The 26,264-nt window shown below is 72.9% G+C and carries 21 protein-coding genes; 7 read left to right on the top strand and 14 right to left on the bottom strand.

Annotation, left to right across the window (positions count from 1 at the left end; all coding sequences use genetic code 11):
• Positions 1 to 111: 111 nt before the first annotated feature.
• The 7 genes from ACFV46_RS02395 to ACFV46_RS02425 all read right to left on the bottom strand — a co-directional run bounded on the left by ACFV46_RS02395 (position 112) and on the right by ACFV46_RS02425 (position 9,147).
• Positions 112 to 1,164, bottom strand: a complete 1,053-nt coding sequence (locus ACFV46_RS02395; RefSeq protein ID WP_385496772.1) for a BMP family protein — start codon at positions 1,162 to 1,164, stop codon at positions 112 to 114.
• Positions 1,165 to 1,477: 313 nt separating this feature from the next.
• Entirely contained in the window at positions 1,478 to 2,530 is a 1,053-nt protein-coding gene (locus ACFV46_RS02400; RefSeq protein WP_361926648.1) for a BMP family ABC transporter substrate-binding protein, read from the bottom strand.
• Positions 2,531 to 2,835: 305 nt separating this feature from the next.
• The gene (locus tag ACFV46_RS02405) at positions 2,836 to 4,056 is read right to left on the bottom strand and encodes a M20 family metallopeptidase (RefSeq protein WP_361926650.1); all 1,221 of its coding nucleotides are present in this window, start codon (positions 4,054 to 4,056) and stop codon (positions 2,836 to 2,838) included.
• Positions 4,057 to 4,497: 441 nt separating this feature from the next.
• The gene (locus ACFV46_RS02410) at positions 4,498 to 5,562 is read right to left on the bottom strand and encodes a hypothetical protein (RefSeq protein WP_361926653.1); all 1,065 of its coding nucleotides are present in this window, start codon (positions 5,560 to 5,562) and stop codon (positions 4,498 to 4,500) included.
• Between the two features lie 37 nt (positions 5,563 to 5,599).
• The gene (locus ACFV46_RS02415) at positions 5,600 to 6,538 is read right to left on the bottom strand and encodes an N-acetylneuraminate synthase family protein (RefSeq protein WP_361926656.1); all 939 of its coding nucleotides are present in this window, start codon (positions 6,536 to 6,538) and stop codon (positions 5,600 to 5,602) included.
• 21 nt (positions 6,539 to 6,559) lie between these two features.
• Positions 6,560 to 7,798: a cytidylyltransferase domain-containing protein gene (locus ACFV46_RS02420; protein ID WP_385496774.1), complete on the bottom strand. Its 1,239-nt coding sequence runs from the start codon at positions 7,796 to 7,798 to the stop codon at positions 6,560 to 6,562.
• Between the two features lie 35 nt (positions 7,799 to 7,833).
• Positions 7,834 to 9,147, bottom strand: a complete 1,314-nt coding sequence (locus ACFV46_RS02425) for a DUF6716 putative glycosyltransferase (RefSeq protein WP_385496775.1) — start codon at positions 9,145 to 9,147, stop codon at positions 7,834 to 7,836.
• 198 nt (positions 9,148 to 9,345) lie between these two features.
• Between ACFV46_RS02425 and ACFV46_RS02430 the strand changes: the two genes are divergently transcribed.
• The 3 genes from ACFV46_RS02430 to ACFV46_RS02440 are packed head-to-tail and all read left to right on the top strand — an operon-like array spanning position 9,346 to position 12,787.
• Entirely contained in the window at positions 9,346 to 10,323 is a 978-nt protein-coding gene (locus ACFV46_RS02430) for a glycosyltransferase family 2 protein (RefSeq protein WP_376729887.1), read from the top strand.
• Positions 10,320 to 11,663 carry a polysialyltransferase family glycosyltransferase gene (locus ACFV46_RS02435; protein WP_385496776.1) on the top strand — a complete coding sequence of 448 codons (1,344 nt, stop codon included), beginning with the start codon at positions 10,320 to 10,322 and terminating at the stop codon, positions 11,661 to 11,663. Before ACFV46_RS02430 ends, ACFV46_RS02435 begins: the two co-directional genes overlap by 4 nt.
• On the top strand, positions 11,660 to 12,787 hold the full coding sequence (locus ACFV46_RS02440; protein ID WP_385496777.1) for an acyltransferase family protein: 1,128 nt from the start codon (positions 11,660 to 11,662) through the stop codon (positions 12,785 to 12,787). Before ACFV46_RS02435 ends, ACFV46_RS02440 begins: the two co-directional genes overlap by 4 nt.
• Positions 12,788 to 12,794: 7 nt before the next feature.
• On the opposite strand, the gene ACFV46_RS02445 is transcribed toward ACFV46_RS02440, so the two are convergent.
• On the bottom strand, positions 12,795 to 13,445 hold the full coding sequence (locus ACFV46_RS02445; protein WP_361926672.1) for a TetR/AcrR family transcriptional regulator: 651 nt from the start codon (positions 13,443 to 13,445) through the stop codon (positions 12,795 to 12,797).
• Positions 13,446 to 13,517: 72 nt separating this feature from the next.
• Here ACFV46_RS02445 and ACFV46_RS02450 point away from each other — a divergent pair, with 72 nt between their 5' ends.
• Complete coding sequence (locus ACFV46_RS02450; protein ID WP_361926675.1) at positions 13,518 to 14,930, top strand: FAD-dependent oxidoreductase; 1,413 nt, start codon at positions 13,518 to 13,520, stop codon at positions 14,928 to 14,930.
• 3 nt (positions 14,931 to 14,933) lie between these two features.
• Here the strand turns inward: ACFV46_RS02450 and leuE are convergent, their stop codons facing one another.
• A complete protein-coding gene (gene leuE / locus ACFV46_RS02455) occupies positions 14,934 to 15,584 on the bottom strand; it encodes a leucine efflux protein LeuE (protein WP_361926678.1) in 651 nt (216 codons plus the stop codon).
• A 78-nt stretch (positions 15,585 to 15,662) separates the two neighbouring features.
• Entirely contained in the window at positions 15,663 to 17,243 is a 1,581-nt protein-coding gene (locus tag ACFV46_RS02460) for a methylmalonyl-CoA mutase (protein ID WP_385496779.1), read from the bottom strand.
• Between the two features lie 163 nt (positions 17,244 to 17,406).
• Here ACFV46_RS02460 and ACFV46_RS02465 point away from each other — a divergent pair, with 163 nt between their 5' ends.
• Positions 17,407 to 18,282 (top strand): L,D-transpeptidase family protein, encoded by an 876-nt coding sequence (locus tag ACFV46_RS02465; protein WP_361926681.1) that lies wholly within the window; start codon positions 17,407 to 17,409, stop codon positions 18,280 to 18,282.
• Positions 18,283 to 18,491: 209 nt separating this feature from the next.
• Here the strand turns inward: ACFV46_RS02465 and ACFV46_RS02470 are convergent, their stop codons facing one another.
• From ACFV46_RS02470 to ACFV46_RS02485, 4 genes are all read right to left on the bottom strand, one after another.
• On the bottom strand, positions 18,492 to 19,541 hold the full coding sequence (locus ACFV46_RS02470) for a hypothetical protein (RefSeq protein ID WP_385496780.1): 1,050 nt from the start codon (positions 19,539 to 19,541) through the stop codon (positions 18,492 to 18,494).
• A complete protein-coding gene (locus tag ACFV46_RS02475; RefSeq protein ID WP_361926687.1) occupies positions 19,541 to 20,203 on the bottom strand; it encodes an RNA polymerase sigma factor in 663 nt (220 codons plus the stop codon). Before ACFV46_RS02475 ends, ACFV46_RS02470 begins: the two co-directional genes overlap by 1 nt.
• A 305-nt stretch (positions 20,204 to 20,508) precedes the next feature.
• On the bottom strand, positions 20,509 to 21,339 hold the full coding sequence (locus tag ACFV46_RS02480) for a hypothetical protein (protein ID WP_385496782.1): 831 nt from the start codon (positions 21,337 to 21,339) through the stop codon (positions 20,509 to 20,511).
• A 196-nt stretch (positions 21,340 to 21,535) separates the two neighbouring features.
• A complete protein-coding gene (locus ACFV46_RS02485) occupies positions 21,536 to 22,153 on the bottom strand; it encodes an RNA polymerase sigma factor (RefSeq protein ID WP_361926693.1) in 618 nt (205 codons plus the stop codon).
• Positions 22,154 to 22,419: 266 nt separating this feature from the next.
• Here ACFV46_RS02485 and ACFV46_RS02490 point away from each other — a divergent pair, with 266 nt between their 5' ends.
• Together ACFV46_RS02490 and ACFV46_RS02495 are read left to right on the top strand one after the other, a co-directional pair.
• A complete protein-coding gene (locus tag ACFV46_RS02490; RefSeq protein ID WP_376729894.1) occupies positions 22,420 to 23,307 on the top strand; it encodes a septum formation family protein in 888 nt (295 codons plus the stop codon).
• Positions 23,308 to 23,576: 269 nt separating this feature from the next.
• Positions 23,577 to 26,165, top strand: coding sequence for an N-acetylmuramoyl-L-alanine amidase (locus ACFV46_RS02495; RefSeq protein WP_385496971.1), 2,589 nt, complete (start codon positions 23,577 to 23,579; stop codon positions 26,163 to 26,165).
• Positions 26,166 to 26,264 lie beyond the last annotated feature (99 nt).

A 26,264-nucleotide genomic window follows, 5' to 3' on the forward strand; every position in this document is an offset into this window, starting at 1 on the left:
CTGAAAAGGGGCCGGCGTACCGCGACAACGGGGTACGGGGAGCGAGCCTCCCCGTACCCCGTCGAGCGGACGAAACCCCTGGGGTTACCGCTGCTCAGGGTCTGACTTCACTCAGCTGGTCTTGACCTTGATCTCGCCGCTGACGATCTTCTCCTTGGCCGTCTTGAGGGCTTCCTGAAGCTCGGCGTCGTCCGCGAACTTCGGGTTGGAGTTCGACAGGCTCACCTCACCCGACTTCAGATCGCCTCGAACGATACCGGTCTCGGGCTTGCCGTCCTCGACCGACTTCGCCAGGTTGTACACCGCCTTGGCGACGTCCTTCATCGCCGAGGTCAGGATCGAGTCCTTGTACTTGGCGAGCGCTTCCTGGTTGTACTGGTCGGAGTCGACGCCGATGGCCCACACCTTGTTGGCGGCGGCGGCCTCGATGACACCCTGACCGGACAGACCGGCGGCGGCGTAGACGACGTCCGCCTTCTTCTCGATCTGGCCCTCGGCGGCCGACTTGCCCTTGTCGGGGCTGGAGAAGCCACCCTCCTCCGCGGTCTGCGTGAGGTACTGGGTGAGGACCTTCGCCTTGGGGTTGGTGTCCTTGACGCCCTGCTCGAAGCCGGCCTGGAACTTGTGGATCAGCGGGATGTCCACGCCACCCACGAAGCCGACCGTGTTCGTCTTGGTGGCCTTGGCGGCGGCGACACCGGCCAGGTACGACGCCTCCTCCTCGGAGAAGACGAGGTCGGCGACGTTCTTCGCCTCGACGGTGGAGTCGTCGACGATGCCGAAGGTGGTGTTCGGGAACTTCTCGGCGGCGCCCTTGACGGCGGCGGCGTAGGCGTAGCCGACACCGATCACCGGGTTGTAGCCCTGCTTGGCCAGCGACGCGAGGCGCTGCTCCTTGTCGGCGTCCGTCTCACCGTCGGTGGGCTCGAGGTCGGCGGTCTTGTAGCCGAACTCCTTCTCCGCCTGCTCCAGGCCCGCGAACGCGGCGTCGTTGAAGGACTGGTCGCCCTTGCCGCCGACGTCGTAGGCGATGGCGAGACCCTTGTCCCCGCCCTTCGAACCCTCCGAGGAGGCGTCGGTGGAGGTGCCGCCGCAGGCGGAGAGAGCGAGGGCCAGAGAGGCGGTCGCTGCGCCTGCGACCGTGATCCGGGAAATCCGGCGCATGTCGTGAGACTCCTGTCGTACTAGCGCCGGGGGGGTACAGCCGTGGGACAGCTTGCAGCAACGGCGCTGGCTTTCGCCGCAGAGTAACGCGCGTAGACCTGCCAGGAAACCCCTTCTGTCCACCTTGTTATAGGCCCGTGCCCAACCGCACGCGCGGGGCGGGCCCAGGGCTGTGCGCGGCGGCCGGAGAGTGGCCGTGGGTGACCGGCGCGTCACCCGGGGGCGGGTGCCGGGCCGGGAACGGCGAGCGGGCGGGCACCCGTCGGATGCCCGCCCGCCGAACCGTCGTACGACGCACGCCGTACGGCCGCCGCTACTCCGTCTTGACCTTGATGGAGCCGTCGATGATGCCTTCCTTGGCCTTGTCCACGGCCTCGGTCAGGCCGGGGATCTTCGCGAACTCCGGGTTGGAGTCGGAGAGGCCCACGCCGTCGACCTTGAGGTCGAAGGTCTGCGTGCCGGTCAGCGGCTTGCCGTCGTGGACGGACTTGGCCAGCGTGAACACGGCGCCGCCGACGTCCTTCAGGGCCGAGGTCAGGATCGAGTTCTTGTAGTTGGCGAGAGCCGCCTGCTTGTACTGGTCGGAGTCGACGCCGATCGCCCAGACCTTGGCCTTGGACGCGGCCTCGATCACGCCCTGGCCGGAGAGGCCGGCGGCGGCGTACTCGACGTCCGAGCCCTTCTCGATCTGGCCCTCGGCGGCGGCCTTGCCCTTGTCGGGGCTGGAGAAGCCACCCTCCTCGGCGGTCTGCGTCAGGTACTGCGACAGGACCTTGACCTTGGGGTTGGTGTCCTGGACGCCCTGCTTGTAACCGGCCTCGAACTTGTGGATCAGCGGGACGTCGACACCGCCGACGAAGCCGACCGTGTTCGTCTTGGTGGCCTTGGCCGCGGCGACGCCGGCCAGGTAGGAGGCCTCCTGCTCGGCGAAGACGAGGGAGGCGACGTTCTTGCCCTCGACCACGGAGTCGACGATGCCGAAGGTGGTCTTCGGGTACTTCTTGGCCACGGCCTCCATCGCGGGACCGTAGGCGAAGCCGACGCCGATCACCGGGTTGTAGCCCTGCTTGGCCAGCGACGACAGCCGCTGCTCCTTGTCGGCGTCCGTCTCGCCCTCGGTGGGCTCGATGTCGGCGGTCTTGTAACCGAACTCCTTCGCCGCCTTCTGCAGGCCGGCGTAGGCGGCGTCGTTGAAGGACTGGTCGCCCTTGCCGCCGATGTCGTAGGCGATGGCGAGACCCTTGGAGTCGCTGCTGCCGTCGCCGCCGCTCCCGCTGTCGCTGCTGGTGCCACCGCACGCCGTGGCAGCGAGCGCGATCGACGCGACCCCCACCGCGACACTGGTCAGTTTGGATGTCCGACGCATCGTGAAGTCCCCATTCTCCAAGCCCCGCAGTGGGTGCTGGGTTCGGCGCACATTAACGCGCGTAGACACTCCTGGGAACGGGGTTTCGCCGTGCCGTTATCCATTCGTGCCGATGGCCGGTTACGTCCTTGTGAACCACCGGATCGAAAGGCACACATGGGGCGACCGCACCCACGGTGCCTTCCGCGCGACAGCACTCCGGACCGCCCGCCATCGCCCAGACTCCCCCCGCCCTCGAGCGGTCGCAAGCGGAGTGGGCGAGACGGGTGGCGGGGTGTGCGGGGCCGGTCCGAGGGGCCCCGCGGTCAGCGGCCGGCGTCGAGCAGGGCCGCCGCCGTGAACAGCTCCACGCCGACCGCGATGGCCGACTCGTCCACGTCGAAGTCGCCCTGGTGCAGGTCACGCCCGATCCGGTCGCCCGGGTGGCGGACGCCGAGGCGGGCCATGGCGCCGGGGACGTGCTCCAGGTACCAGGAGAAGTCCTCGCCGCCGAGGCTCTGCTCGGTGGACTCGACGGAGTCGGCGCCGCGCCGGGCGGTCATCGCCTCCCGCAGCAGCTCGGTGGAGTCGGCGTCGTTGACGACGGGCGGGACGCCCCGCACGTAGTTGATCTCCGACTTGGCGCGGTGCAGGTTGGCGACCTCGTCGATCGCGGCGACGACCAGGTCGGGCGCCTGCCGCCAGGTGTCGAGGTCCAGGCAGCGCACGGTTCCGGCCACCTCGGCGTGCTGCGGGATGACGTTGGGCGCGTGACCGGACTCGACGCGGCCCCAGGTCACCGACAGTCCGCTGCGGGCGTCGGCGCGCCGGGCGACGATCGCGGGCACGTCCGTGACGACGCGGGCGACGGCGGTGACGAGGTCGGTCGTCAGATGCGGGCGGGCGGTGTGGCCGCCGGGCCCGTCCAGGGCGATCTCCAGGCGGTCGCAGGCGGAGGTGATGGCACCCTCGCGCAGTCCGATCCGGCCCGCGTCCACCTTGGGGTCGCAGTGCAGGGCCAGGAACCGGCCGACGCCTTCGAGCACCCCGTTCGCGATGGCCTCGACGGCGCCGCCGGGGAGGACCTCCTCGGCGGGCTGGAAGAGCAGGCGCACCGGCCGGGGCAGCTGTCCGCGCCGCTCCAGTTCGGCGAGGACGAGGCCGGCGCCCAGGACCACGGTGGTGTGCACGTCGTGACCGCAGGCGTGGGCGCGATCGGGCACGGTGGAGCGGTAGGAGCACTCACTCTTCGTGTCCGGGATGGGGAGCGCGTCGATGTCGCCGCGCAGCGCGAGCATGGGGCGTCCGCCGTCCCACTCGCCGATGTCGCAGACGAGGCCGGTGCCGCTCGCGAGGACGCGGGGCTTCAGGCCGGCCTTCTCCAGGCGGGCCTTGATCGCGGCGGTCGTGCGGAACTCTTGATTGCCGAGCTCAGGGTGCTTGTGGAGGTCGCGCCGGAACTCGATGAGCTCGGCGCGCAGCGCTTCCGGCACGGTGCCGGGCAGGGCTGATTCTCCGGTTTGGTCGGCCTCGGACTCTGCGGACATCTCTTGGTTCACCCTCTGAAGGGTAGGACGCCGAGACGGCCGACTGACCCTCGATCAACAAAAGTTCAACCCGTTCGGGGAAGAAAATCTGGCCGTCCGACGCGTAGGGAGTGATTCAGGTGGGTAAACTCACGCACTTCTCACCCAGCCGACCTGGGAAGTCGACGGAGCGTGACGGCGACGAGGATTTCCCCATACTCCACGGATACCACGCCGACGACAGAACCGTCGGCCGTGTTCACCTGTCGGACCGGGTGCCCGGGGCCAAGTCCCGGACCGCCGCAGGGCTCGGGGGGGCCCGGCCTGGCCGGCGGGGCTCCCCCGGAGTCGCCGGGTGCCGGCCGATCTCCCGAGGTCACGCGGACCTCGTACGACACCGTCGCAGCCGCCTCCACCTACCGCTTCCCGCGCCGGAGGGCCGACGGCCAGTGCTGAACCGGCTCACACCGGGCTGACCGCCGGGAGCCGGTGGACGTCGCGGGCGGTGCCCGTGACGTCCGACAGGAAGCCCTGGGCGCGCGGTGACGCGTGCGCCGTCAGCCACGCCGGGTCTATGTCGCACACGGCGACCCGGACGCCGGTGCCGGCCAGGGCGAGGGGCAGGGTGTGCACGACGGTCGACGGGAAGCTCAGGACCGTACGGCCGATGGGGCCGCGGCGGGCGATCAGCTCCAGGGGAAGGTCGGGCCGGACGACCTCCAGGCCCGTGCCGACCGCCAGCCGGTGCAGTTTCTCCGCGCTCTCGCGGCGGTGGGCGAAGTAACGCGTGGCGCCGTGCGCCGCGGCCAGGGCCCGGACGGCGTCCAGGTACCGGTCGCCGTCCACGACCCCGGTCTCGACCAGGGACGTGCCGACCAGGTCGGCGCCCTTGGTGAGGCGGGGCGGACCGAACCGGTCACGGGTCCAGGCGAAGGCGTTCGCCGTCACCGTCACCCCGGGCGGTGTCTCCTCCACCGGCATGGAGGAGAAGACCTCGACGGTCCGCCGGCGGCCCGGGGTCAGGCGCCTGCGGGCGGTCGCCGACACCGGTGCGAACAGCAGGTCGCGGGGGCCGGGGCGGCCGCCCTTGCGGTGCCAGCGCACGAGCCGTTCCCCGCGGGCGAGCTGCGCCACGAACTCCATGGTCGCGGTGCCGTCGTCCACGACGACGAGGTCCCCGGCACCGGTGATCGTCAGCAGGAGCTGCACATACCGGGAGAAGGGGTCGCCCAGGACGATCCGCTCGGCGCCGCGCAGCAGCGCCGCGAGGCCGCCGATGGTGCGGAAGGGGGCCGTGGCACCGCCGCGGGCCTCCTCCCAGCGGACCGTGTGCCCCTCCTCGCGGGCCAGCTCGGCCATCCGGCGGAGCTGGCCGCGCGTCATGGGGTCGGTCGGGGACAGCACGACGAGGGTGAGCCCCGCGCCGGGCGCGCGGGCATGGGCCCACTCCAGCACGTTGAGGAGCTGCACCGGGCTCTCGACGAACGCGAGCGTGGAGTGGCCGGCGTTCCCGGCGCGGCGGCTCATCGGCGTACGACCGTCCCCTGCCTCGTGGTGTCCGGGCTCAGACCGTGACCGGCTCGCCGGCCGCGGCGGCGATCTCCGCCTCGGCGACCACGCCGGAGACCCGGCGGAGCTTCTTCATCGGGCCGAGCTCGGAGTCGTAGACCTTCTTGACGCCGTCGCCGAGGGACGCCTCGATGGTGCGGATGTCCCGGACGAGGCGGGTCAGGCCCTGCGGCTCGACGGAGGCGGCCTGGTCGGAGCCCCACATCGCGCGGTCCAGGGTGATGTGGCGCTCGACGAAGGCGGCGCCGAGGGCGACGGCGGCCAGCGTGGTCTGCAGGCCCGTCTCGTGGCCGGAGTAGCCGATCGGGACGTTCGGGTACTCCTTCTCCAGCGTGTTGATCACGCGGAGGTTCAGCTCCTCGGCCTTGGCCGGGTAGGTCGAGGTGGCGTGGCACATCAGGATGTTGTCGGAGCCGAGGACCTCGACGGCGTGCCGGATCTGGCGCGGGGTGGACATGCCGGTGGAGAGGATGACCGTACGGCCCGTCGCGCGCAGCTCGCGCAGCAGCTCGTCGTCGGTCAGCGAGGCGGAGGCGACCTTGTGGGCGGGCAGGTCGAACTTCTCCAGGAAGGCGACGGCCTCGGTGTCCCACGGGGAGGCGAACCAGTCGATCCCCTTCTCCTTGCAGTACGCGTCGATCTGGCGGTACTCGTCCTCGCCGAACTCCACGCGGTGGCGGTAGTCGATGTAGGTCATCCGGCCCCAGGGGGTGTCGCGTTCGATGTCCCACTGGTCGCGCGGGGTGCAGATCTCGGGGGTGCGCTTCTGGAACTTCACGGCGTCGCAGCCGGCTTCGGCGGCCACGTCGATGAGCTTGAAGGCGTTGTCCAGCTCGCCGTTGTGGTTGATGCCGATCTCGCCGCAGATGTAGACGGGGCGGCCGGGGCCGACCTCGCGCGAACCGAACGTGCGCAGACGGGAGTGGGTGCTCATCAGGGGTTTCCTCACTTGGGCTTACTTGGGGAGGGAGTCGAGGGAGGGGCCGAGGAGCCAGCCGGCGATCTCCCGGATGGCGCCGTCGCCACCGGGGACGGTGGTGACCGCGCGTGCGGCGCCGCGGACGACGTCGTGGGCGCTCGCGACCGCCACGGGCCAGCCCACGAGGGCGAAGCACGGGAGGTCGTTGACGTCGTTTCCGACGTAGAGCACGCGCTCGGGCGCGATGCCCTGTTCCTCGCACCACTGCTTGAGTGCGAGGTCCTTGCGGTCGACGCCGTGCAGCACGGGGATCCGCAGCTTGCGGGCGCGGGCGGCGACGACCGGGTTCTGCTCCGTGGAGAGGATCAGCATCTTCAGGCCGCTCTTGCGCAGGGCGGCGATGCCGAGTCCGTCGCCGCGGTGGACGGAGACGAACTCCTTTCCGTCGGCGTCGATCAGCACCCGGTCGTCGGTCTGGGTGCCGTCGAAGTCCAGGACCACCGCGTCGATGTCGGCGGCGGCCGGCAGCTGACCGGGGAGGTCCGCGTCGAGGAGGGGGGCCAGCGCGCGGGCGCGGGCCAGGTCGTGCGGGTCGTCGATCTCCAGCACGCGGGCGGCGTCGGTGCGTACGAGGTCGGTGCGGCCGAAGAAGCGGTGCCGGTGGGTGCGGAAACCGGCCGCGTCCATGGCGTAGGCGGCGCCGGTCTCCAGGAAGTCCTGGGGGCGGTCCTGGCGGCGTGGACGCACGGCCTTGTCGTGGTTGACGCCGTGACCGGCCCCCGCGGGCGCACCGGGCTCGTCGGTCTCACGCCAGACGAAGCCGTGGAAGGGCGCCACGGTGACGGCGGTGTCGGCGCCGTTCTCGGCGACCGCGGCGACGACCTTCTCGATGTCGTCGCGGACGAGGAACGGGCTGGTGCACTGCACGAGCAGGACCACGTCGACGGGGGCTCCGTGCAGCGCCTCATGGGTGTCGAGGGCGTGCAGGACCGCCGCCTCGGAGGTGGCGGTGTCCCCGGCGATCGCGGCGGGCCGCAGCACGACCTCGGCGCCGGCCTCGCGGGCGGCGGCGGCGATGGCCCGGTCGTCGGTGGAGACGACGACGTCGGTCACCAGCCGGCTCGCCCGGCACGCGCGCACCGCGCGGGCGACCAGCGGGACTCCGCCCACCGGGGCGAGGTTCTTCGCGGGCACGCCCTTGGATCCGCCGCGTGCGGGGATCACCGCGAGCACCCGGCGGGTCGAAGCGCCGTGGCCCGCTGCGGGGTCGGACATGGGTTCTCCTTGTGGGTGGGGGCGTCGGCGGGAGGTCACAGCTCGCCCATCCGCCGGATCACCGGGGCGACGCGCTGGACGCCGTGCCGGTAGGCGCCGCGTGCGGCCCGGCGCACGACCTGCCGGACGGGGCCGGGCGCCTTGTCCGCGGCCGACGCTCCGGGCAACGGCACGCCGTCGGGGCCGAGGTGGTGGCGCGCGAGGACACCGGGCAGATAGCCGGGCGCGGTCCCGGGGGTGTACCAGGGCGTGAGCGGCGGCAGGCCGCCCGGCCGGTCCAGCAGGTGGGCGACGCGGTCGCGGGCGTGGTCGAACGCCGTGGCGTAGGTTCCGCCGGCGGCCACGCCCTGCCGGGCCACCCACTCCTCGTCCGGCTCCGGCCGGTGCCCGGCATCGAGCTGGTCCCAGGAGGCGAGGCAGCCGGAGCCGATGAAGTGGTGGTTGCCGAGGGCCTCGCGCACCCCGAGGTCGGTGAGGACGGCCGTCGGGACACGGCGGTGCAGGGCCTCCAGGGCGGCGGTGGAGCTGACCGTGACGAGCAGGTCGGTGCGGTCCAGCACCTCCCCCATGTGCCCGTACACCAGCCGGAGATTGGGCGGCAGGTCCCGGCCCCGGGCCAGTTTCTGGTACGGCAGTTCCTCGATGTGGGTGGTGTGTTCGCCGGGCCGGGAGCGCAGCTTGAGCAGCACCTCGCGCTCGGGGTGCTCGCGGGCGTGCCGGATGAGGCGGTCCAGCAGATAGGCGCGGTCCCGGCGGTTGTCCGGCACGGAGGGCTGGGCCGCGAACACCACGGTGTACGGCTCGCGTTCACCGGTGTGCGGCTCGCCGCCGAGGAAGGGCAGCGCCACCTCGGTCACCGCCGAGGCGTCGGCGCCGACTCCCTCGTACACCGCGCGGAAGCGTTCGGCGTCCTGCCGCGAGTTGGCGAGGACGAGGTCCGCGCCGTGCCGCAGCAACAGGCCGTCGGCGAGCTTCTCGTAGACGACGCCGACATAGCCGGTGACGACGACGGGGCGTCCGGGACGGTCCTTCCACACCGCGCGCAGGCCGTGCAGCATCGCCTGCACCCCGCCGCCCACCAGGGCGAGGACGACCACGTCGTACGGCTCCCGCGCCATGACGCGCAGGAACTCGGCCGCGGTCACCTCGCGCAGGGAGTCGGCGGGGGCGCCGGTCTCCTGGAGCTGACGGGCCGTGGGCGTGGCCCGGCCGCGCAGGAGGTAGCCGTCGAGGCGGAGGTCCGCGTCCTCGGGGGCGATGCGGTGCGCGGTGAGCGCTCCCCATTTCCACCGGGTGTCGGAATCCGCGAGCACGGCCGTTCGCCGGGTCTTCGTCGCACTTGCTGGCACGCCGAAGACGCTAGGAATGCATTCGAAGCTTCCGCCCAACCCGAACACAACAAACGGTTAACAGCACACCGACGAACGGCGAATCGGGTCGCGACAGGCTTGGAAAAAGGCCCGGTTCACGGCTTCGCCACACGTCGTTCACCTGAATTCAAGGAGAGTGTCAAGACGAATGCCGGGCCGCGCCCTACCGTCTTTTCCGTGGTCAAGCTCTCCGTCATCGTGCCGTTCTTCAATGTGCGGCAATACGCCCCCGACACCCTTCGGAGCCTTCGCGCGAACGCGCGCGACGACTTCGAGTTCATCCTCGTCGACGACTGCTCGCGCGACGGGACCCCGGAGATCCTCGCGCGGGCCGAGCGCGAGCTGCCGGGCGCCGTCCTCGTACGGCACGAGCGGAACGGAGGGCTGGCGACCGCGCGCAACACCGGGATCGACCGGGCGCGCGGCGAGTACCTCACGTTCCTGGACGGCGACGACTGGCTCGCGCCCGGCTACTACGACCGGCTCGTCGCCGCGATCGAGGAGCTGGGCTGCGACTTCGTGCGCACGGACCACGTCCAGTGCACCGCGCGGGCCCGTGCCGTGCACCGGGTGCCGCACGGCCGCCGCGGGGTCGTGATGCGCCCGCGGGACGCGATCCTGCCCGCCGACCGCTCCACGTCCGTCGACTACGCGTACGCCTGGGCGGGGATCTACCACCGCCGGCTGGTCGAGCGGGGGCTGCTGCACTTCACCGACGGGCTGCGCACCGCCGAGGACCGGCCGTGGATCTGGCGGCTGCACCGGGAGGCGGACTCCTTCGCGGCGGTCGGGCTGCTCGGTGTCTTCTACCGGCGCGGGGTCGCCTCTTCATTGACACAGATCGGGGACGTACGGCAATTGGATTTCATCCGCGCATTCGACCAGGTCGTCGCGGAAACCGCCGAGGACCCCGCGGCGGACGCCCTGCTGCCGAAAGCCGTGCGCACGTATTGCGCCATCATTTCCCATCACCTGGGTTCCATCGAGAGGTTCGAGCCGGCGGTGGCGAGAAAACTGAAAGCCATGAGTGCCGGGGCGCTGCGGCGGATGCCGCAGGACGTGCTGGAGGAGGCGCTGGACTCGATGGACGTGCAGCGGGCCACCCGGCTGCGGCGGCTGCGCCGCCGTCCCGCCGTCGCGGGGGCCGCCGCGTGACGACCCAGATCTTCCAGGCGTCCACGCTGTACGGCGCCGCCACCCTGGCCGCCGCCCTGGACGCGGGCTGCTTCGGCCCCGCGGACCGGCGGATCCTCCTGGTCTGCAACAACGCGGCGACCCCGGAGACCACGCCGGGCCTGGAGACCCTTCCGGGCTTCGGGCGGCTGCGCGACCGCTTCGACGACGTGCTCTCGTACAACGAGACGATCTTCCCGTTCCACCCCGGCGGCTGGGCGCCCCGGCCGGACGACCTGCCGCTGTGGGAGCGGTTCGTGCGGCACGAGTGGCGCCTGGGCGACGACGACGTGGCACTGGCGGTGGAGTCGATCCAGGTCAACCCGTCGCTGGCGCTCGCCCAGATCTTCACGGGCGCCCCGGTCACCGTGTACGCCGACGGCCTGATGAGCTACGGCCCGACCCGCAACAAGATCGACCCGCTGGTCGGCACCCGGGTGGACCGGGTGTTGCACGTCGACCTGGTGCCGGGCCTCTCCCCGCTGCTGCTCACCGAGTTCGGCGCCCCGGCGGAGATCGTGCCGACGCAGGCCCTCATGAAGGTGCTGGCCGACCTCGCGGACGGGGAGGACGGCATCCCCGACATCGAGGAGCCGGCGCTGCTGCTCGGCCAGTACCTGTCCGCGCTCGGCGTCCTCACCCCCGAGGAGGAGGACGCCCTGCACGTGCGGATGCTGCGGGGCGTGGTGGCGCTCGGGCACGAGCGGGTGGTGTTCAAGCCGCACCCCTCGGCGCCCGCGCGGTTCACCCGCAGTCTGGAGGAGGAGGCCGGGCGGCTCGGCGCCGAGCTCGTCGTCTGCGACACGCCGGTCCTCGCCGAGGTGCTGTTCCAGCGGACGCGCCCCGCGCTGGTGGCCGGCTGCTTCTCCACCGCGCTGCTCACGGCGTCCGCCCTGTACGGCCTGCCGGTCGCCCGGGCCGGCACGGAGCTGCTGCTGGAGCGGCTGACGCCGTACGAGAACAGCAACCGGGTGCCCGTCACGATCGTGGACGCGCTGCTCCCCGCGCTGGAGGACGGGGCGGCGGTCGCCGGGCGGCGCGCGGGCCGGGACGTGGAGGCGCTGTCCGCGCTGGTGCGCGCGGTCGGTTTCGCGATGCAGCCGAAGATCCTGCCGGGCCTGCGCGCGGAGGCCGAGCGGTATCTGGCGCTCCATCAGGACAGCGGCACCCTGCGTTACTTCAAGCGCCGGCGGCTGACCTCGCTGGGGCTGCCGGGCGGGCTGCCCGCGCAGCTGGCGTTCATCCCGCGCAACGCCACGGTCCGCCGCGTGGCCCGCCGGGCCCGGGACATACGCCGGTCGGCCCGCGGGGGCGCCTCGTGATCGACGCGCCCGCCCCCGCGGTCACCCCGGCCCGCCCCACCACCCCGGCTCCACCCCGTCCGACCCGGCTGCGCGCCCTGGACGGGCTGCGTCTGGTCGCCGCGCTGATGGTGGCCGCGTACCACTACGGCGGACGCGACGGCGAGGTCGCCGACGCCTGGGGCACCTCGCCGAGCCTGCAGTTCCCGACGCTGCACGGCTGGTTCGCGTACGGCTGCCTGGGCGTGCAGGTGTTCTTCGTGATCAGCGGGTTCGTGATCTGCATGAGCGGCTGGGGCCGCACCCTGACGTCGTTCTTCGCGTCCCGCGCGGCCCGCCTGCTGCCCGCGTACTGGGCCGCGGTCGTCCTGGTGACGGCCGTGTTCGCGCTGCCGGTCGTGGCGTACCGGGCGGTGTCGCCGTCCGACGCGCTGCTGAACCTGACGATGCTCCAGCAGCCGCTGGGCGCCGACCGGGTGCTGGGGGTGTGCTGGACGCTGTGGGCGGAGATCCGCTTCTACGCGCTGTTCGCGCTGTGCGTCGTGCTGCCCGGCGCGACCCGGCGTCGGATCATCCTGTTCTGCGCGGCCTGGACACTCGCGGCGGCCCTCGCGCAGGGCGCCCGGGAACCGCTCCTCGACCTCGTGCTGATGCCCGAGTACGCGCCCTTCTTCGTCGGCGGTGTCGGCCTGTACCTGGTGCACCGCGACCGCCGGGACGCCTACGCGTGGGGCATCGTGGGCGTCAGCTGGCTGATCGGCCAGCACTACGCGGTGGCCCGGCTGTGGCATGCGCCGGACGTCGACGCGTTCTCCTACCGCAGCTCCCTCGGCATCGTCCTGGTCGTCACCTGCGGTTTCCTGGCCGTCGCCGCGATCGCGCTGGGCTGGCTCGCCCGGGCCGACCGGCGCTGGCTGACCGTGGCCGGCGCGCTGACGTACCCGTTCTACCTCGTCCACGAGCACCTCGGCTGGGTCGTCATCGAGGCGCTGCACCAGGGGCTCGGTCTGCCCTCCTGGGCCACGGCCCTGCTCACGGTGGCCGCGATGCTGCTGCTGGCCCGGCTGCTCAACCGGTTCGTCGAGGAGTGGGCGACCCCGCTGCTGCGCCGCACCTTGTCCGTGCGGACCTCCCGCAGGCCATGAGCGGCGCTCAACCGATCCCGTAGCGGGCCTCGATGCCCGCGATCACCAGTTCCAGCCCCTCCTCGAAGTGCTGGTCGTAGTCGGCGAAGATCTCGGCGCCCGCCCTCGCCGACAGCGGGTAGTCGGCCATCATCCGGGCGCGTTCCTCGATGTCGTAGCCCTCGCGCCGCTCGCCGGGCAGCGGTTCGACGCCCTGTTCCTCGGTGACGAAGCCGAGCGTGTAGGCGTACGTCGTCGAGGTCGCGCGGACCGCCTGGGCGAGGGTGAAGCCGGCGGCCGTGAACAGCCGCAGACCGTCCTCCATCTGCTCGGCGTGCACCATGCCGGTGAACCGTGAGCCGCTGAACACCTTCGCGCCGTCGCGGTAGCCGCGCAGTGCCGCGCGCAGCCCGCGGTTCGTCCTCAGCAGCCGTTCGCGCCAGGTGTCGCCGGGGTCCAGCGGGGTCCCGGCGACCATCCGCCGGTACATCTCGGTCGCCATCTCGTCCAGCAGCGCCTGCTTGTCCTTGAAGTGCCAGTACAGGGCGGGCGCCTTCACATCGAGCTCGCGGGCGATGGCGCGCAGGGTCAGCCCGTCCAGGCCGACCTCGTTCAGCAGTTTCAGGGCGGTGTCGGCGACCCGGGTGCGGTCGAGGGGCGCGCGGCGTTCGGTGCTCACGCTTGACAGTTTAACGCCGTTAAGGGCACGCTCGGCGGCAGACGGCACTTAACAGCGTTAAGGAGTGACGCGATGACCGAGCATGCCCGTACGACGGACGTCCTGATCGTGGGCGCGGGGCCGACCGGCCTCACCCTCGGGATCGACCTGGCCCGGCGCGGCGTGGACGCGCTCGTGCTGGAGCGCGCCGGGGAGCTCTTCCCCGGCTCGCGCGGCAAGGGCCTGCAGCCCCGCACCCTCGAGGTCTTCGACGACCTCGGCGTGCTCCCCGCGATCCGCGCGGCGGGCGGCACCTACCCGGTCGGCATGATCTGGCAGGACGGCAAACGGGCCGGCGAGCACCACATGTCCGAGCCCGCCGTGCCGACCGAGGCCTCCCCCTACGAGGAGCCGTGGATGGTGGCGCAGTGGCGCACCCAGCGGATCCTGCACGAGAGGCTGACCGAGCTGGGCGGCGACGTCGCCTTCGGCAGCGAACTGACCGGGCTCACCCAGGACGAGGACGGCGTCACCGCCCGGCTCGCGGACGGCCGCACGCTGCGCGCCCGCTACGCCGTGGCCGCCGACGGCGGCCGCTCGGTGATCCGGCGGTCCCTGGGCATCGGCATGACCGGCGAGGACGTCGACCCCCAGCCGTGCCTGGTGGCGGACGCCCGGATCACCGGCCTGGACCGCGACAACTGGCACATCTTCCCGCCCCGGGGAGACGACGCCTTCCTGGCGATCTGCCCGCTCGCCGGCACGGACGAGTTCCAGGTCGTCGCCCGGTTCCCCGAGGACGCCACCGTGGACACCTCCCCGGAGGGTGTGCGCAAGGTCGTCGCCGCGCGCTCGCACCTGCTGCCCGAGAACGTCACCGAGGTGCTCTGGGCCTCCGACTTCCGGCCGCGCATGGCGCTCGCCGACCGGTTCCGGGACGGCCGGGTGTTCCTCGCCGGGGACGCGGCGCACGTCCACTCGCCGGCCGGCGGCCAGGGACTCAACACGAGCGTGCAGGACGCCTACAACCTGGGCTGGAAGCTCGGCGCGGTGCTGCGCGACGGCGCCGACGAGGCCCTGCTCGCCACCTACGAGGAGGAGCGGCGGCCCGTCGCCGCGCACATGCTGGGCGTCTCCACCGGCGTGCACCGCGGCGAGATCCGGCGCGGGCAGGCGACACGTCAGCTCGGCCTCGGCTACCGGGAGTCGTCCCTCACCCGCGAGACCCGCCCCGAGCCCGGCCCGGTCCGCGCGGGCGACCGCGCCCCGGACGCGCGGGCCGGCGGCGTCCGGCTCTTCGACGCGTTCCGGGGGCCGCACTGGACCCTGCTGACCGTCGGCACGGACACCGCGCTGCCCCCGCTCCCCCTGCCCACGGTCCGCATCGGCGCGCACGCGACGTACGGCACGGGCGTCTTCCTGGTCCGCCCCGACGGCTACGTCGGCTGGGCCGGGACCACCGCCGAGGGGCTGGGGGAGTACGCGAAGGAACTCCGGCTCGTCTGATTCCTATGCGCTGGCCAGCGACAGCTTCACGGCGAAGCCCAGGAACAGCGCGCCCGCCGCCGAGGTCGCCCCGGCCGACAGGCGCCGGCGGCGGCGGAAGGCGGCGGCCAGCCGGGTGCCGCTGAAGATCAGGGCGCTGAGGTAGAGGACGCTGGCCAGCTGCGCGAGGGTGCCGAGCACCACGAAGGACACGGCCGGGTGGGCATAGGCCGGGTCGACGAACTGAACGAAGAAGGCCACGAAGAACAGGATCGCCTTCGGGTTGACCAGGCTGACGACCAGGGCGCGGCGGAAGGGCCGCTCCTCGGCGGCCGGCGCCTCGCCCGTGGCCGCGGCGACCGTCTCCCGCCGGGTCCGCCACATCGCCCAGGCGGCCCGCAGCATGCCGATGGCCAGCCAGGTCAGATAGCCGGCGCCGGCGTACTTCACGATCCCGAACAGCACGTCGTTCGCCTGGAGCAGCGAGGCGACCCCGGCGGCCGACAGGGTCATCAGCACGGCGTCCCCGCACCAGACGCCGGCCGCGGCCGTGTACCCGGCGCGGACGCCGCGCCGGGCGGCCACCGACAGGACGTAGAGCGAGTTGGGGCCGGGCAGCAGGATGATGAGGACCAGACCTGCCAGATAGGTGGGGAGATCGATGACGCCGAACATGGACAGGAGTGTCACACGCGTCCGGGCGCCCGCACCCGGTGTTTCGCAGGGTGGGACGGCGCCGTCCGCCGGCCGCGCTCAGAAGGTGTCGGACGGCTCGTACCGGCCCCACACCTCGCGCAGGGTGCCGCAGACCTCGCCGACCGTGGCGCGGGCCCGCAGCGCCTCCTTCATCGGGTACAGCACGTTGTCGTCGCCGGCCGCCGCCTTCCGCAGCGCGGCCAGCGCCGACTCCACCGCCCGCCCGTCCCGTTCGGCGCGCAGCAGGGCGAGCCGTTCCACCTGACGCGCCTCGATGGCGGGATCGACCCGCAGCGGCTCGTACGGCTCCTCCTCGTCGAGCCGGAAGCGGTTCACGCCGACCACGACCCGCTCGCCGGAGTCGGTCTCCTGGGCGATCCGGTAGGCGTTCCGCTCGATCTCGCCCTTCTGGAAGCCCTGCTCGATGGCCGCGACGGCACCGCCGAGGTCCTCGACGCGGCGCATCAGGTCCCGCGCCGCCTCCTCCACGTCGTCCGTCATCCGCTCCACGGCGTAGGACCCGGCGAACGGGTCGACGGTCGCGGTCACGTCCGTCTCGTACGCGAGCACCTGCTGGGTGCGCAGGGCCAGCCGGGCCGACCGGTCCGTCGGCAGGGCGATCGCCTCGTCGTAGGAGTTGGTGTGCAGCGACTGGGTGCCGCCGAGCACCGCCGCGAGGCCCTGCACGGCCACCCGGACCAGGTTCACCTCCGGCTGCTGGGCCGTCAGCTGCACGCCGGCCGTCTGCGTGTGGAACCGCAGCATCTGGGACTTCGGGTTCCGCGCGCCGAACTCGTCCCGCATGACCCGGGCCCAGATCCGGCGGGCGGCGCGGAACTTGGCGACCTCCTCCAGGAGGGTCGTCCGGGCCACGAAGAAGAACGACAGCCGGGGCGCGAAGTCGTCCACGTCCATGCCCGCGGCGACCGCCGTACGGACGTACTCGATGCCGTCGGCGAGGGTGAAGGCGATCTCCTGCACGGGGCTCGCCCCCGCCTCGGCCATGTGGTACCCGGAGATGGAGATCGTGTTCCAGCGCGGGATCTCGGCCCGGCAGTACCGGAAGATGTCCGCGGTCAGCCGCAGCGAGGGCTTCGGCGGGAAGATGTACGTGCCGCGTGCGATGTACTCCTTCAGCACGTCGTTCTGGACGGTGCCGGTGAGCCGGTCCGCGCCGACGCCCTGCTCCTCGGCGACGAGCTGGTACAGGAGCAGCAGGAGGGCCGCCGGCGCGTTGATGGTCATGGACGTCGACACCTGGTCCAGCGGGATGCCGTCGAACAGCACCCGCATGTCGTCGATCGAGTCGACGGCCACGCCGACCTTGCCGACCTCGCCGTGCGCGAGGGGCGCGTCGGAGTCGTGGCCCATCTGGGTGGGCAGGTCGAAGGCGACCGACAGACCGGTGGTGCCGTGCGCGATGAGCTGCCGGTAGCGGGCGTTGGACTCCGCGGCCGTGCCGAAGCCGGCGTACTGGCGCATCGTCCAGGGCCGGCCGGTGTACATCGTGGGGTAGACGCCGCGGGTGAAGGGGTGGGCGCCCGGTTCGCCCAGGCGTTCGGCCGGGTCCCAGCCGCGCAGCGCGTCCGGCCCGTAGACGGGTTCGACGGGCAGTCCTGACTCCGACTCACGCGCCATGGTGGGTGCCTCTCGCGTCGCTGGGGGTGTCGGGCGCCGGTCCGGTCGCCGTGACTCCTGTGTTCCACCATGCCGTCTGGTTCGCCACCGGTCACGCGCGGGGAACATGTCGAGTGACATCCGGACGGCCGGGGGTGGCCGCGATGAGACGACAGGGGCCTGGATGCGTACCAGGGGCATGGGGCGGACACCGCGGAGGGCACGGGGCGGGCGTGGCGCGCGAGCCGGTCTGCGCGCGCCGACGGCCGTGCTGGCGTGCGGCGCGGCGCTCGCGGTGCTCGCCGGCTGCACGGTCGAGGGACCGGACGGGGAACGGCACTCGCCGGTGCGCATCGAGCTCCCGAGCGGCACGCCGTCGCCGAGGTCCGCGCCGCCCGACGACGGCAGGCCGAGCGCCCCGGCGGCGCCCGCCGTCCTGTGGGGGCCCGGCGACGAGGGCCGCGACGTACGGGAGCTCCAGGCGCGGCTGCGTCAGGTCGCCTGGCTGTTCGACGGGCCGACCGGCGTCTACGACGACCTCACCGAGCGGGCCGTCCGGGGCTTCCAGGGCAAGCGGGGACTGCCGAGGACGGGCCGGACGGACCGGGTCACCTGGGAGCGGCTGCTGAGGATGACGCGGGAACCCGGCACCTGGGACCTGTATCTGATGGGCGGGCAGCCGGCCGATCCGCCGGATCCGCGCTGCCTGACCGGGCGGGTGCTGTGCGTCAGCAAGAAGAGCCGGACGCTGCGCTGGATGGTGGACGGCCGTACGGAGCTGACGGTGCCGGTGCGGTTCGGCTCGGAGTACACCCCGACCCGGGAGGGCGTGTTCAGCGTCTACTGGAAGTCACGGCACCATGTGTCGACGCTCTACGACTCCCCCATGCCGTACGCGATGTTCTTCAGCGGCGGGCAGGCGGTGCACTATTCGGCGGACTTCGCGGCCCGGGGGTACGCGGGCGCCTCGCACGGCTGTGTGAACGTGGCGGACGAGCCGGCGATCCGGGAGATGTTCGCGCGGGTGCGGACGGGCGACAAGGTCGTCGTCCACCGGTGAGGCGCGCGATCCGGGGCGAGGAGTGTGGGGCGCGGGCGGGACCGGGGGAACGTGTCCCGCCCGCGCCGATGCACGAGCCGTAGGTACGGGGGGAACCCCGGCTCTGTGCGAGGGCCGATGACCAGTCGGCTCACTCTGATCAGCGCCGGGACGCCCGAAAACGTCACTCCGGGTGCGAAGATTTTTCCGCTGGACGGGAAAAGCGCAGGTCAGCGGCTTGCGGCAGAGGCGGACGCGGTGGGGCTCGCAGTGGTGGCGGAACGCGGCGCCCCACGTCCGGCGGGCCCGTCGCCCTCGGGGTGCGGGCCGTCGCCGGAGCCGTCGTCGCCGCGGGTCAGGCCGTTGGGGGCGTCGTCCTCGTCGTCGTGTCGCGTGTCGCCCCGGTCGCCCCAGTCGCCGTCGTCGTGCCGGCCGTCGTCCCCGCCGTGGCCCCGGCCCTTGTCCCGGTCGCGGTCGTCCCCGGCGTCGTCGCCGATCCTGGCGCCCACGGCCCGGAGGACCTTCTCGCAGTAGGTCCGCACCCGGTCCCGGCCGCCCGCCGCGCCGGTCAGGGCGCGTCTGCGCTCACCGGACAGCGCCTTGCCGTCCCGGATGTCACGGCAGGAGGAGACGACTGCGCGCCACCAGCCGCCGGAGCCGTGCCGGCCGTCACCGCCGGCCTTGTCGTCCTCGGGGCCGCTGTGCTTCGGGTCCTCGGTCGCGCCGGGGTCCGCGGACGCCACGGACCCGCCGGGTCCGGTGCCCTCCGGCGTGTCCTGTCCCGGGGAGGGCGAGACGAGCGGCTGTTCCGTCGCGGGCGGCGCGGGGACCGTGGCGGCGGGGCGGGCGGGCTCGTCGTCGAACGGCGTCGGCAGGACTCCGGTTCCGGCCGCGACGGCGACACCGCCGACCATGCCGACGGCCAGCGCGGCGGCGAGGGCGAGCCGGACGGGCCGTCCCCAGCGGGGGCGGCGGTGCCGGTCGCCGGGGCCGCCGAGACACACCAGGCCGACGTCGCCGGCGGCTTGGCCACCAAAGATGCCGGGGGTCGCGGCCGTCGTGTCCCGGCCCGCGCGGGCCGCCCGGAACGCCGCCAACGCGGCGGCCTCTCCGGGGAGTTCCTCGCAGGTCGGGGCCGGTTCGGCGGTCAGTGCCTCAAGGGTCTTGGCGAGCCGTTCGGCCTGATCGCGGTCGGCCGGGTCGACAGCTTCGAGTGGCTCTCCCCGCAGCAAGCGTTCCGCCGTTTCGCGGTCCAGCCACCTGTTCAGCTCGTCGGCCATCACACATCCTTCTGCGTCCGCGTACGCAGATGCGTCACACTCGCGGACGTCACCGCGCGGCGGCGCGGTTCTCGCTGCGGCGGCAGGGCGTCGAGCACCCCGGCCGATTCCGGATCGTCGCCGAGCAGTTCGGCGAGGCGCTTCAGCCCCCGGTGCGCCGCGGTCCGTACGGCACCCGGGCGCTTGCCCAGCGTCTGCGCGGCCGTCTTGGCGTCGAGCCCGACGACCACGCGCAGCACGACGGCCTCGGCCTGGTCCTGGGGCAGCCGGGCGATGAGGGAGAGGGTGCCGTCGGTGGCCAGGGCCTCGATGGCCTCGCCGGCCGTGTCGGACTGGGCGGCCTTCCCGGTCAGCTCCGTCTCGTCGCCGCCGATCGCGGGGCGGCGCCCGCGCATCCTGATGTGGTCCAGCGCCCGGTTGCGCGCTATCCGCGCGGCCCAGCCGCGGAACCGGTCGGCGTCACCGCTGAACCGGTCCAGGTCGCGCGCTATCTGGAGCCACGCCTCGGAGGCGACGTCCTCGGCGTCCGGGTCGCCCACCAGCGTCCGCACGTATCCGAGCAGCCGCGGGTGCACGGAGCGGTACACAGTACGGAACGCGGTCTCGTCCCCGTCCTGTGCCGCAAGCACCGCGGTGGTCAGCTCCGCGTCGTCCCCCAGCACTGGATACCTCAATTGATGGTTGCGGCAACAGGACCGCAGGTCGTTGCGGTGGTCTCACACCCTCCGCGTCCGGCGCGAAAGGCACGTTACGGCCTGAAACCGCTGCTCGTCCATGTCTGTACAACATGCAACCACCCCGTGATTCGGCTGTCCCGCCGTCCGGGTGTGACAGAAAACGCACTCATGGCGCTGTAGAGAGTACGGGCCGCCGCGCGGCCCGTGCCGCGCGACGGCCGGGGCCTCTCCTGTGGGGGGTGGCGGCCCCGGCCGTTGCCTTGGCCGGCGGCGCGCCTTCGGAGCGAGGGTCAGTCCTTGTTCTTGCCGGAGTCACCGGGGTTCCCGGAGTTCCCGCTCCCGTCGTTGCCGGCACCCCGCCCCGGCGTGCCCCGTCCGGACCCCGTGCCGCCCTGGCCCGTGCCGTCCTGCCCCTTGCCGGTGACCGGTGTCCCGGGCGTGCCGTTCCCGGCCGTACCGTTCCCGGAATCGCTGCCGGGCCGGGCCGGTGCCGTCGCGAGCCGGCCGGCGCAGTAGGCGGCGACCTCGTCCTCGCCGCCCGCCGCCGCGACGAGCCGCTGCCACGCCGTCGACTCCAGCGCCTTGCCCCGGCCCTCGACCTTGGCGTAAGCACGGCACTTGGCCTCGAGGTCCCGGGCGGTGCCCGGGTGGCCGGGGCGGGTGGTCCGGGGTGCGGCGGACGGCCGCGCGGAGGACGCGGCCGGCGGGCGGGAAGCGCTTTCGGACGGGGACGTCCGGCGTTCCTCGGGGGCCTCCGCGGGACCAGCCGAATTGATCGCGGCGACCGCGACCCCGCCCAGCGTGAGACTGGCGAGCAGCAGCGACAAGGTGGCGCGTGCCGACATCGCCAGGCGGCGTCGCTCCCGGGGCCGCCAGTCGTCCCGGCGCCGGGTGCGCGCCCGATGGGCGCCCTCGGCCCGCGCGGCCCGGAACGCGGCGACGGCCCGCTGCTCCCCCACGGCGTCCGGGCGGTGCCCGCGCAGCACGGCGGCGGACAGGAGCGCCTCCAGCGCCGCGTCGTCGAGCACGGCCTGGGGGGCGGACGGGTGACGGGCCGTCATCCGGTCGGGGTGCGCGTGCCGACGGCCGGGCGTCGCACCGCCGCTCTGCCGTTCACCCATGTCCGTTTCCGTTCCCGTCCTCTTCGCTTCGCCGACTCCCGGCCCGCCGGGCAGGTACGCCCCGCGTGGGACAGCCATGTCCCCGGGAGCCGTAGCGCCTCTACGTCTCCCCTGTCCGTACGTCCCGTCCGTCCGTACGACTCACCCGTGCCCACCGCCCGCGACGCACGTCACGCCGGGCGTCCGCCCGCACAGGTCATGTCGATTCCCCCAGCGTCCCGGGGCCGTCATCCGTCACACCGGCCGCGCCGAGCTGGCCGGCCAGCCGCTTCAGCCCCCGGTACGCGGCCGTGCGCACCGCGCCCGGCCGCTTGCCGAGCACGCGGGCCGCCGTGGGGCCGTCGAGTCCGACGACCACGCGCAGGAGCACCGCCTCGGCCTGGTCCCTCGGCAGTCCGCGGATCAGGCGCAGGGCGTGTTCCGTGGAGATCGACTCCAGCGCCCGCTCGTGCGTGCCGGACGGGTCGGGCAGGTCCAGCACGTCCTGCTCCAGCACGGACGACCGGGGCCGTACGCGCTGCCGGCGCAGATGGTCCAGTGCCCGGTGCCGGGCGATCGTCGCGGTCCAGCCCCGGAAGCCGGCGCCGTCGCCGGTGAACCGGCCGAGGTCCCGGGCGATCTCCAGCCAGGCGTCGGACGCCACGTCCTCGGCGTCGCCGCCGACCAGACCGCGCAGATACCCCAGCAACCCGGGCTGCACCAGCCGGTACGCGACGGCGAACGCGGCCTCGTCGCCCTCCTGGGCCCGCGCGACGGCCGCGCCCAGTTCCCCGTCGTGCGCGAGCGCGCGGCGGGGTTCCCCTCCTCGAGCCAAGAACTGTCCTCGTCCGTACCGGTTCGTGGCGAATCCGCACCTCGCGGTACGGCCACCCTTGCGCACGCCCCTTCACGGTCAACAGCGCCCGGAACCACGGAAGTGTCACTGGTGACGGCCGTGTCGGTCCTGTCCGCGGCCCGGTACAACCCTCTTGGCGCCTCGTGAGTCAGATGCCGCGAGTGAGGGCCGATGCCCCCTCGACCCCGTCGCCCGGGGCGAGGTGTGCCCGCCCTATAAAGATCAAGTAAGAGGATGAACACGTCATGGCTACCCATGCCCCCTCCCGCTCCCTTCGCGGCGTCTCCGCCGTTGTCGCTCTGATCGCCGCCGGCGCGGTGGGGTGTTCGGGCGTCTCCGACGCCGTGGACAGCGCCAAGGACGGCGCGAAGAAGGTCGCCCGCCAGCGCTCGGTGTTCTCCCTGGACATCGGTGACTGCTACAACCCGAACGGCAAGGCCGAGGGGACCGCCTTCACCGTGGAGATCGTGCCGTGCGACGAGGCCCATGTCGGCCAGGTCGTGGGCGAGTTCTCGATCGACAAGGGCAAGGAGTACCCGGGCGACGACGGCGTCTCCTCGGTCGCGGACAACCAGTGCCCGGTCGAGGCGCAGAAGTACTCCCCGGACACCTGGGCGCTCCCCAAGGGCGTGTCGCTCTTCTACTACACGCCGACCAAGGAGAGCTGGGCGACCGGCGACCGCGCGGTCAGCTGCACCTACACCAAGGAGAACGGCAAGTTCAGCGGCACGCTGGACACCGCCAAGTCCCTCAAGCCCGAGCAGGCCACGTTCCTGAAGGGTTCGAACGCGGTCTACGAGGCGCTGTGGGCGAACCAGTCCGAGAAGGACGCCGTCGAGGACGACCTGGCGGGTTACAAGAAGCAGGCCAAGGCCGTCGCGGCCGCCCTCGCCGCGCACGTCGACGGGCTGAAGGACGTCAAGGGCGCCGAAGTCGCCAAGCTGCGCGCGACGCTGACGAAGGCGGCCGCCGACTGGAAGAAGGCGGCGAACGCCGCCGACGCCGACGCGTTCTACGTCGCCTACGACCCGGCGTTCGACGGCATCGACCCCAACGCGTCGGTCCCGGCCCGCAAGGAGCTGGGCCTGGCCACCACCGTCCCGGCCGACGAGGCCGAGGTCTGGGCGGGCTGACCCCGCCTCCGCCGACGGGGCCGTGTCCAGGACGGACCGGCCCCGTCGCCGTGTTCCTCCCGTGCGGCGCCGGGTGACGGTTTCGGCTGTGGCTGCGCTGTGTGTAAACGCCACCTGTGTGACAGGTGTGGCATCCGTGACTGCTCATAGGGGTGGGACAGTTGAGTCCTCGTAAGACTCATGCGTACAGGCCGCTCAGTCTGAAGAGACGTGCGTGGCTGACCGTGGGGGCCGTGGTCGTGAGCGCCGCCGGCGTGGTGACCTACGCCATGGCCGATCCGTCGACGAAGGCCGACGACGCGCGCGAGAGCCGCAAGCCCGCGATCCACACGCTCAAGCTCAAGGATCGCGGCGCGGGGCGCAAGGGCCTGGAGAGGCGGAGCACCGAACGCTTCAGCGCGGTCGTGCTGACCTGGAACGACCCGGAGGCACAGGCCAAGGGCACCCCCGAGGTGCGCACCCGCGACCTGGACACCGGGAAGTGGTCGGCGTGGCGGCGGATCACGCTGGAGCCGAGCCAGGCGGACGGCGCGGAGGGCGAGCGGGCCGCGCTGCGCGGCGGTACGGAGTCGGTGTGGACCGGTGACTCCGACGGCATCGAGCTGAGGGTCGTGAACGCGGACGGCACCGAGGCGAAGGGCCAGCCGTCCGGCATGGACGTCAAGCTGCTCGACCCGGGTACGGACCCGGAGGGCGCGCCCCGTCCGGCCGCGTTCTCCGCCGAGGAGACCACGGCCCCGGCGACGGACACCCCGACGGACACTCCGACGGACCCCGCGACCACCGCCGACCCCACCGGGACACCGGCCACCACCGACCCGGCCACCACAAAGGCCCCGGCCCCGACGGACACGCCGACGGACACCGGCACCCCCACCGCGTCCCCGTCCCCGACGCCGACCGCCCCGGCGCCCCGGCCCTCCACGGTCGTGAAGCCGCCGATCATCACGCAGGCCGAGTGGGGCGCGTCCACGGACTACGACGGCACGCCGACGTACGCCGAGACGATCAAGGCCGCCGTGATCCACCACACCGGCGTCGACACCGACAACACGGTGTCCTGCGCCGACTCCCGGGCCCGGATGCGGACCATCCAGCAGTCCCACTTCAGCCAGGGCTACTTCGACATCGGCTACAACTTCGTCGTCGACCGCTGCGGCCAGATCTTCGAGGGCCGCAGCGGCGGCATGGACCTGCCGGTCATCGGGGCGCACGACGCCGGGTTCAACACCGACACGGTCGGCATCTCGTACATCGGCAACTTCGAGAGCGCCGCGCCGAGCCGGGCCGGCCTGGACGCCATCGCCCGGGTCGTCGCCTGGAAGTTCGGGATGTACGGCATCGACCCGACCGGCAAGGTCGGGCTGACGTCCGGCGTGCCGCAGGGCTTCAGCGGCAACAAGATCCCGCAGGGCACCACCGTCACCCTGCCGCGGGTGCTCGGGCACCGGGACACCAACGCCACGGCCTGCCCGGGCGCGAACCTGTACCCGAAGCTGTCCCGGATCGCCCAGCTCGCCGCGACCCCGGGCATCTCGCACGCCCTGCCCACCTCGGACACCGACCGTGACGGACTCGCGGACCTGGCCGCGGGCACGCCCCGCGCGCTGAGCGGCGGCGGCACCGTCACCGTCGTCCCGGGCGGCACCGCCGGTCCCGTCCCGACGGCGAAGAGGACGATCAGCCAGAGCAGCACCGGTGTGCCCGGTTCCCACGAGTCCGGCGACGCGTTCGGCACCGCCACCGCGTGGGGCGACGTCAACGGCGACGGCTACGCCGACCTCGCGATCGGCGTGCCCGGCGAGGACGACACCAGCGGCCACGCGGACCGCGGAGCGGTCACCGTGCTGTACGGCCCGGGTCTGAACTCCGGCTTCTCGTACACGACCTCCGGCTCGATCACGGCCACCGGCGCCAGGCTCGGCTCGACGGTCGCGGTGGGCGACTTCAACGGGGACGGCACGGCGGACGTGTTCGCGGCCGGCACCGGCAAGGGCGGCAACTGGAACGCCCGGCTCACCGGCGGGAAGACCAGCACCGGCACGCTGACCTCGGCCACCGGGGCGATCGCGTACCTGGACGCCGCCACGGGCGACTTCAACCGGGACGGCTACGCGGACGTGGCCCTCAACTACCGTGACGCCGGCGGCATCGGCCGTGTGGTCCGCTTCGCCGGTTCGGCGACGGGCCTGACCAAGGTGGGCGTCCTCTCCGTCAAGGGCGGGCGCGCGGTCGCGGCCGGTGACGTGGACGGCAACGGGTACGACGACATCGTCATCGGCCAGCCGTACGTCGCCGAGTCGGGTGCCGCCACGGGCGGCCAGGTGACCATGCTGTTCGGCACCTCGGCCGGGTTCACCACCACCGGTATGAGGGTGATCCACCAGAACACGGCGTCCGTCCCCGGCTCCAACGAGGCCGGTGACGCCTTCGGCGGCTCGGTGTCGGTCGCCGACCAGAACGCCGACGGGTACGCGGACGCCCTGGTCGGTCTGCCCGGCGAGGACATCAGCCGTGACGGCAACCGGTCCAACGCCGGTATGTCGGTGCTCCTCAAGGGCACCGCGTCCGGCCTGACCGGCGCCGGCTCGGTGGCGTTCTCCCAGGACACGTCCGGGGTGCCGGGCGTCTCGGAGTCCGGTGACACGGCCGGCTCGTCCGTGTCGCTCGCCGACCTGACCGGGTACGGACGGGCCGACCTGGTCATGGGCGTCGAGGGCGAGGACGCCGGCAACGGCATCCTCATGTACGTCCCGAGCGGCAGCACGGGCCCCGGCTTCGGCAGGACCGTCATCCTCAGCAGGACTCCGCTGGGCACGCCGTCCGGCGCCCACCTGGGGCAGACGCTCACGCCGTGACCCACGGCCGCGGGGGGCCCGGCCCATCGGGCGCCCCCCCCCCCCCGGGCAGCGGCGGGGGCCCCCCCGCGCGGCCCCGCACAGCAGGCCCCGCGACCC

The organism is Streptomyces sp. NPDC059852, from assembly GCF_042731455.1.
Classification (GTDB): domain Bacteria; phylum Actinomycetota; class Actinomycetes; order Streptomycetales; family Streptomycetaceae; genus Streptomyces.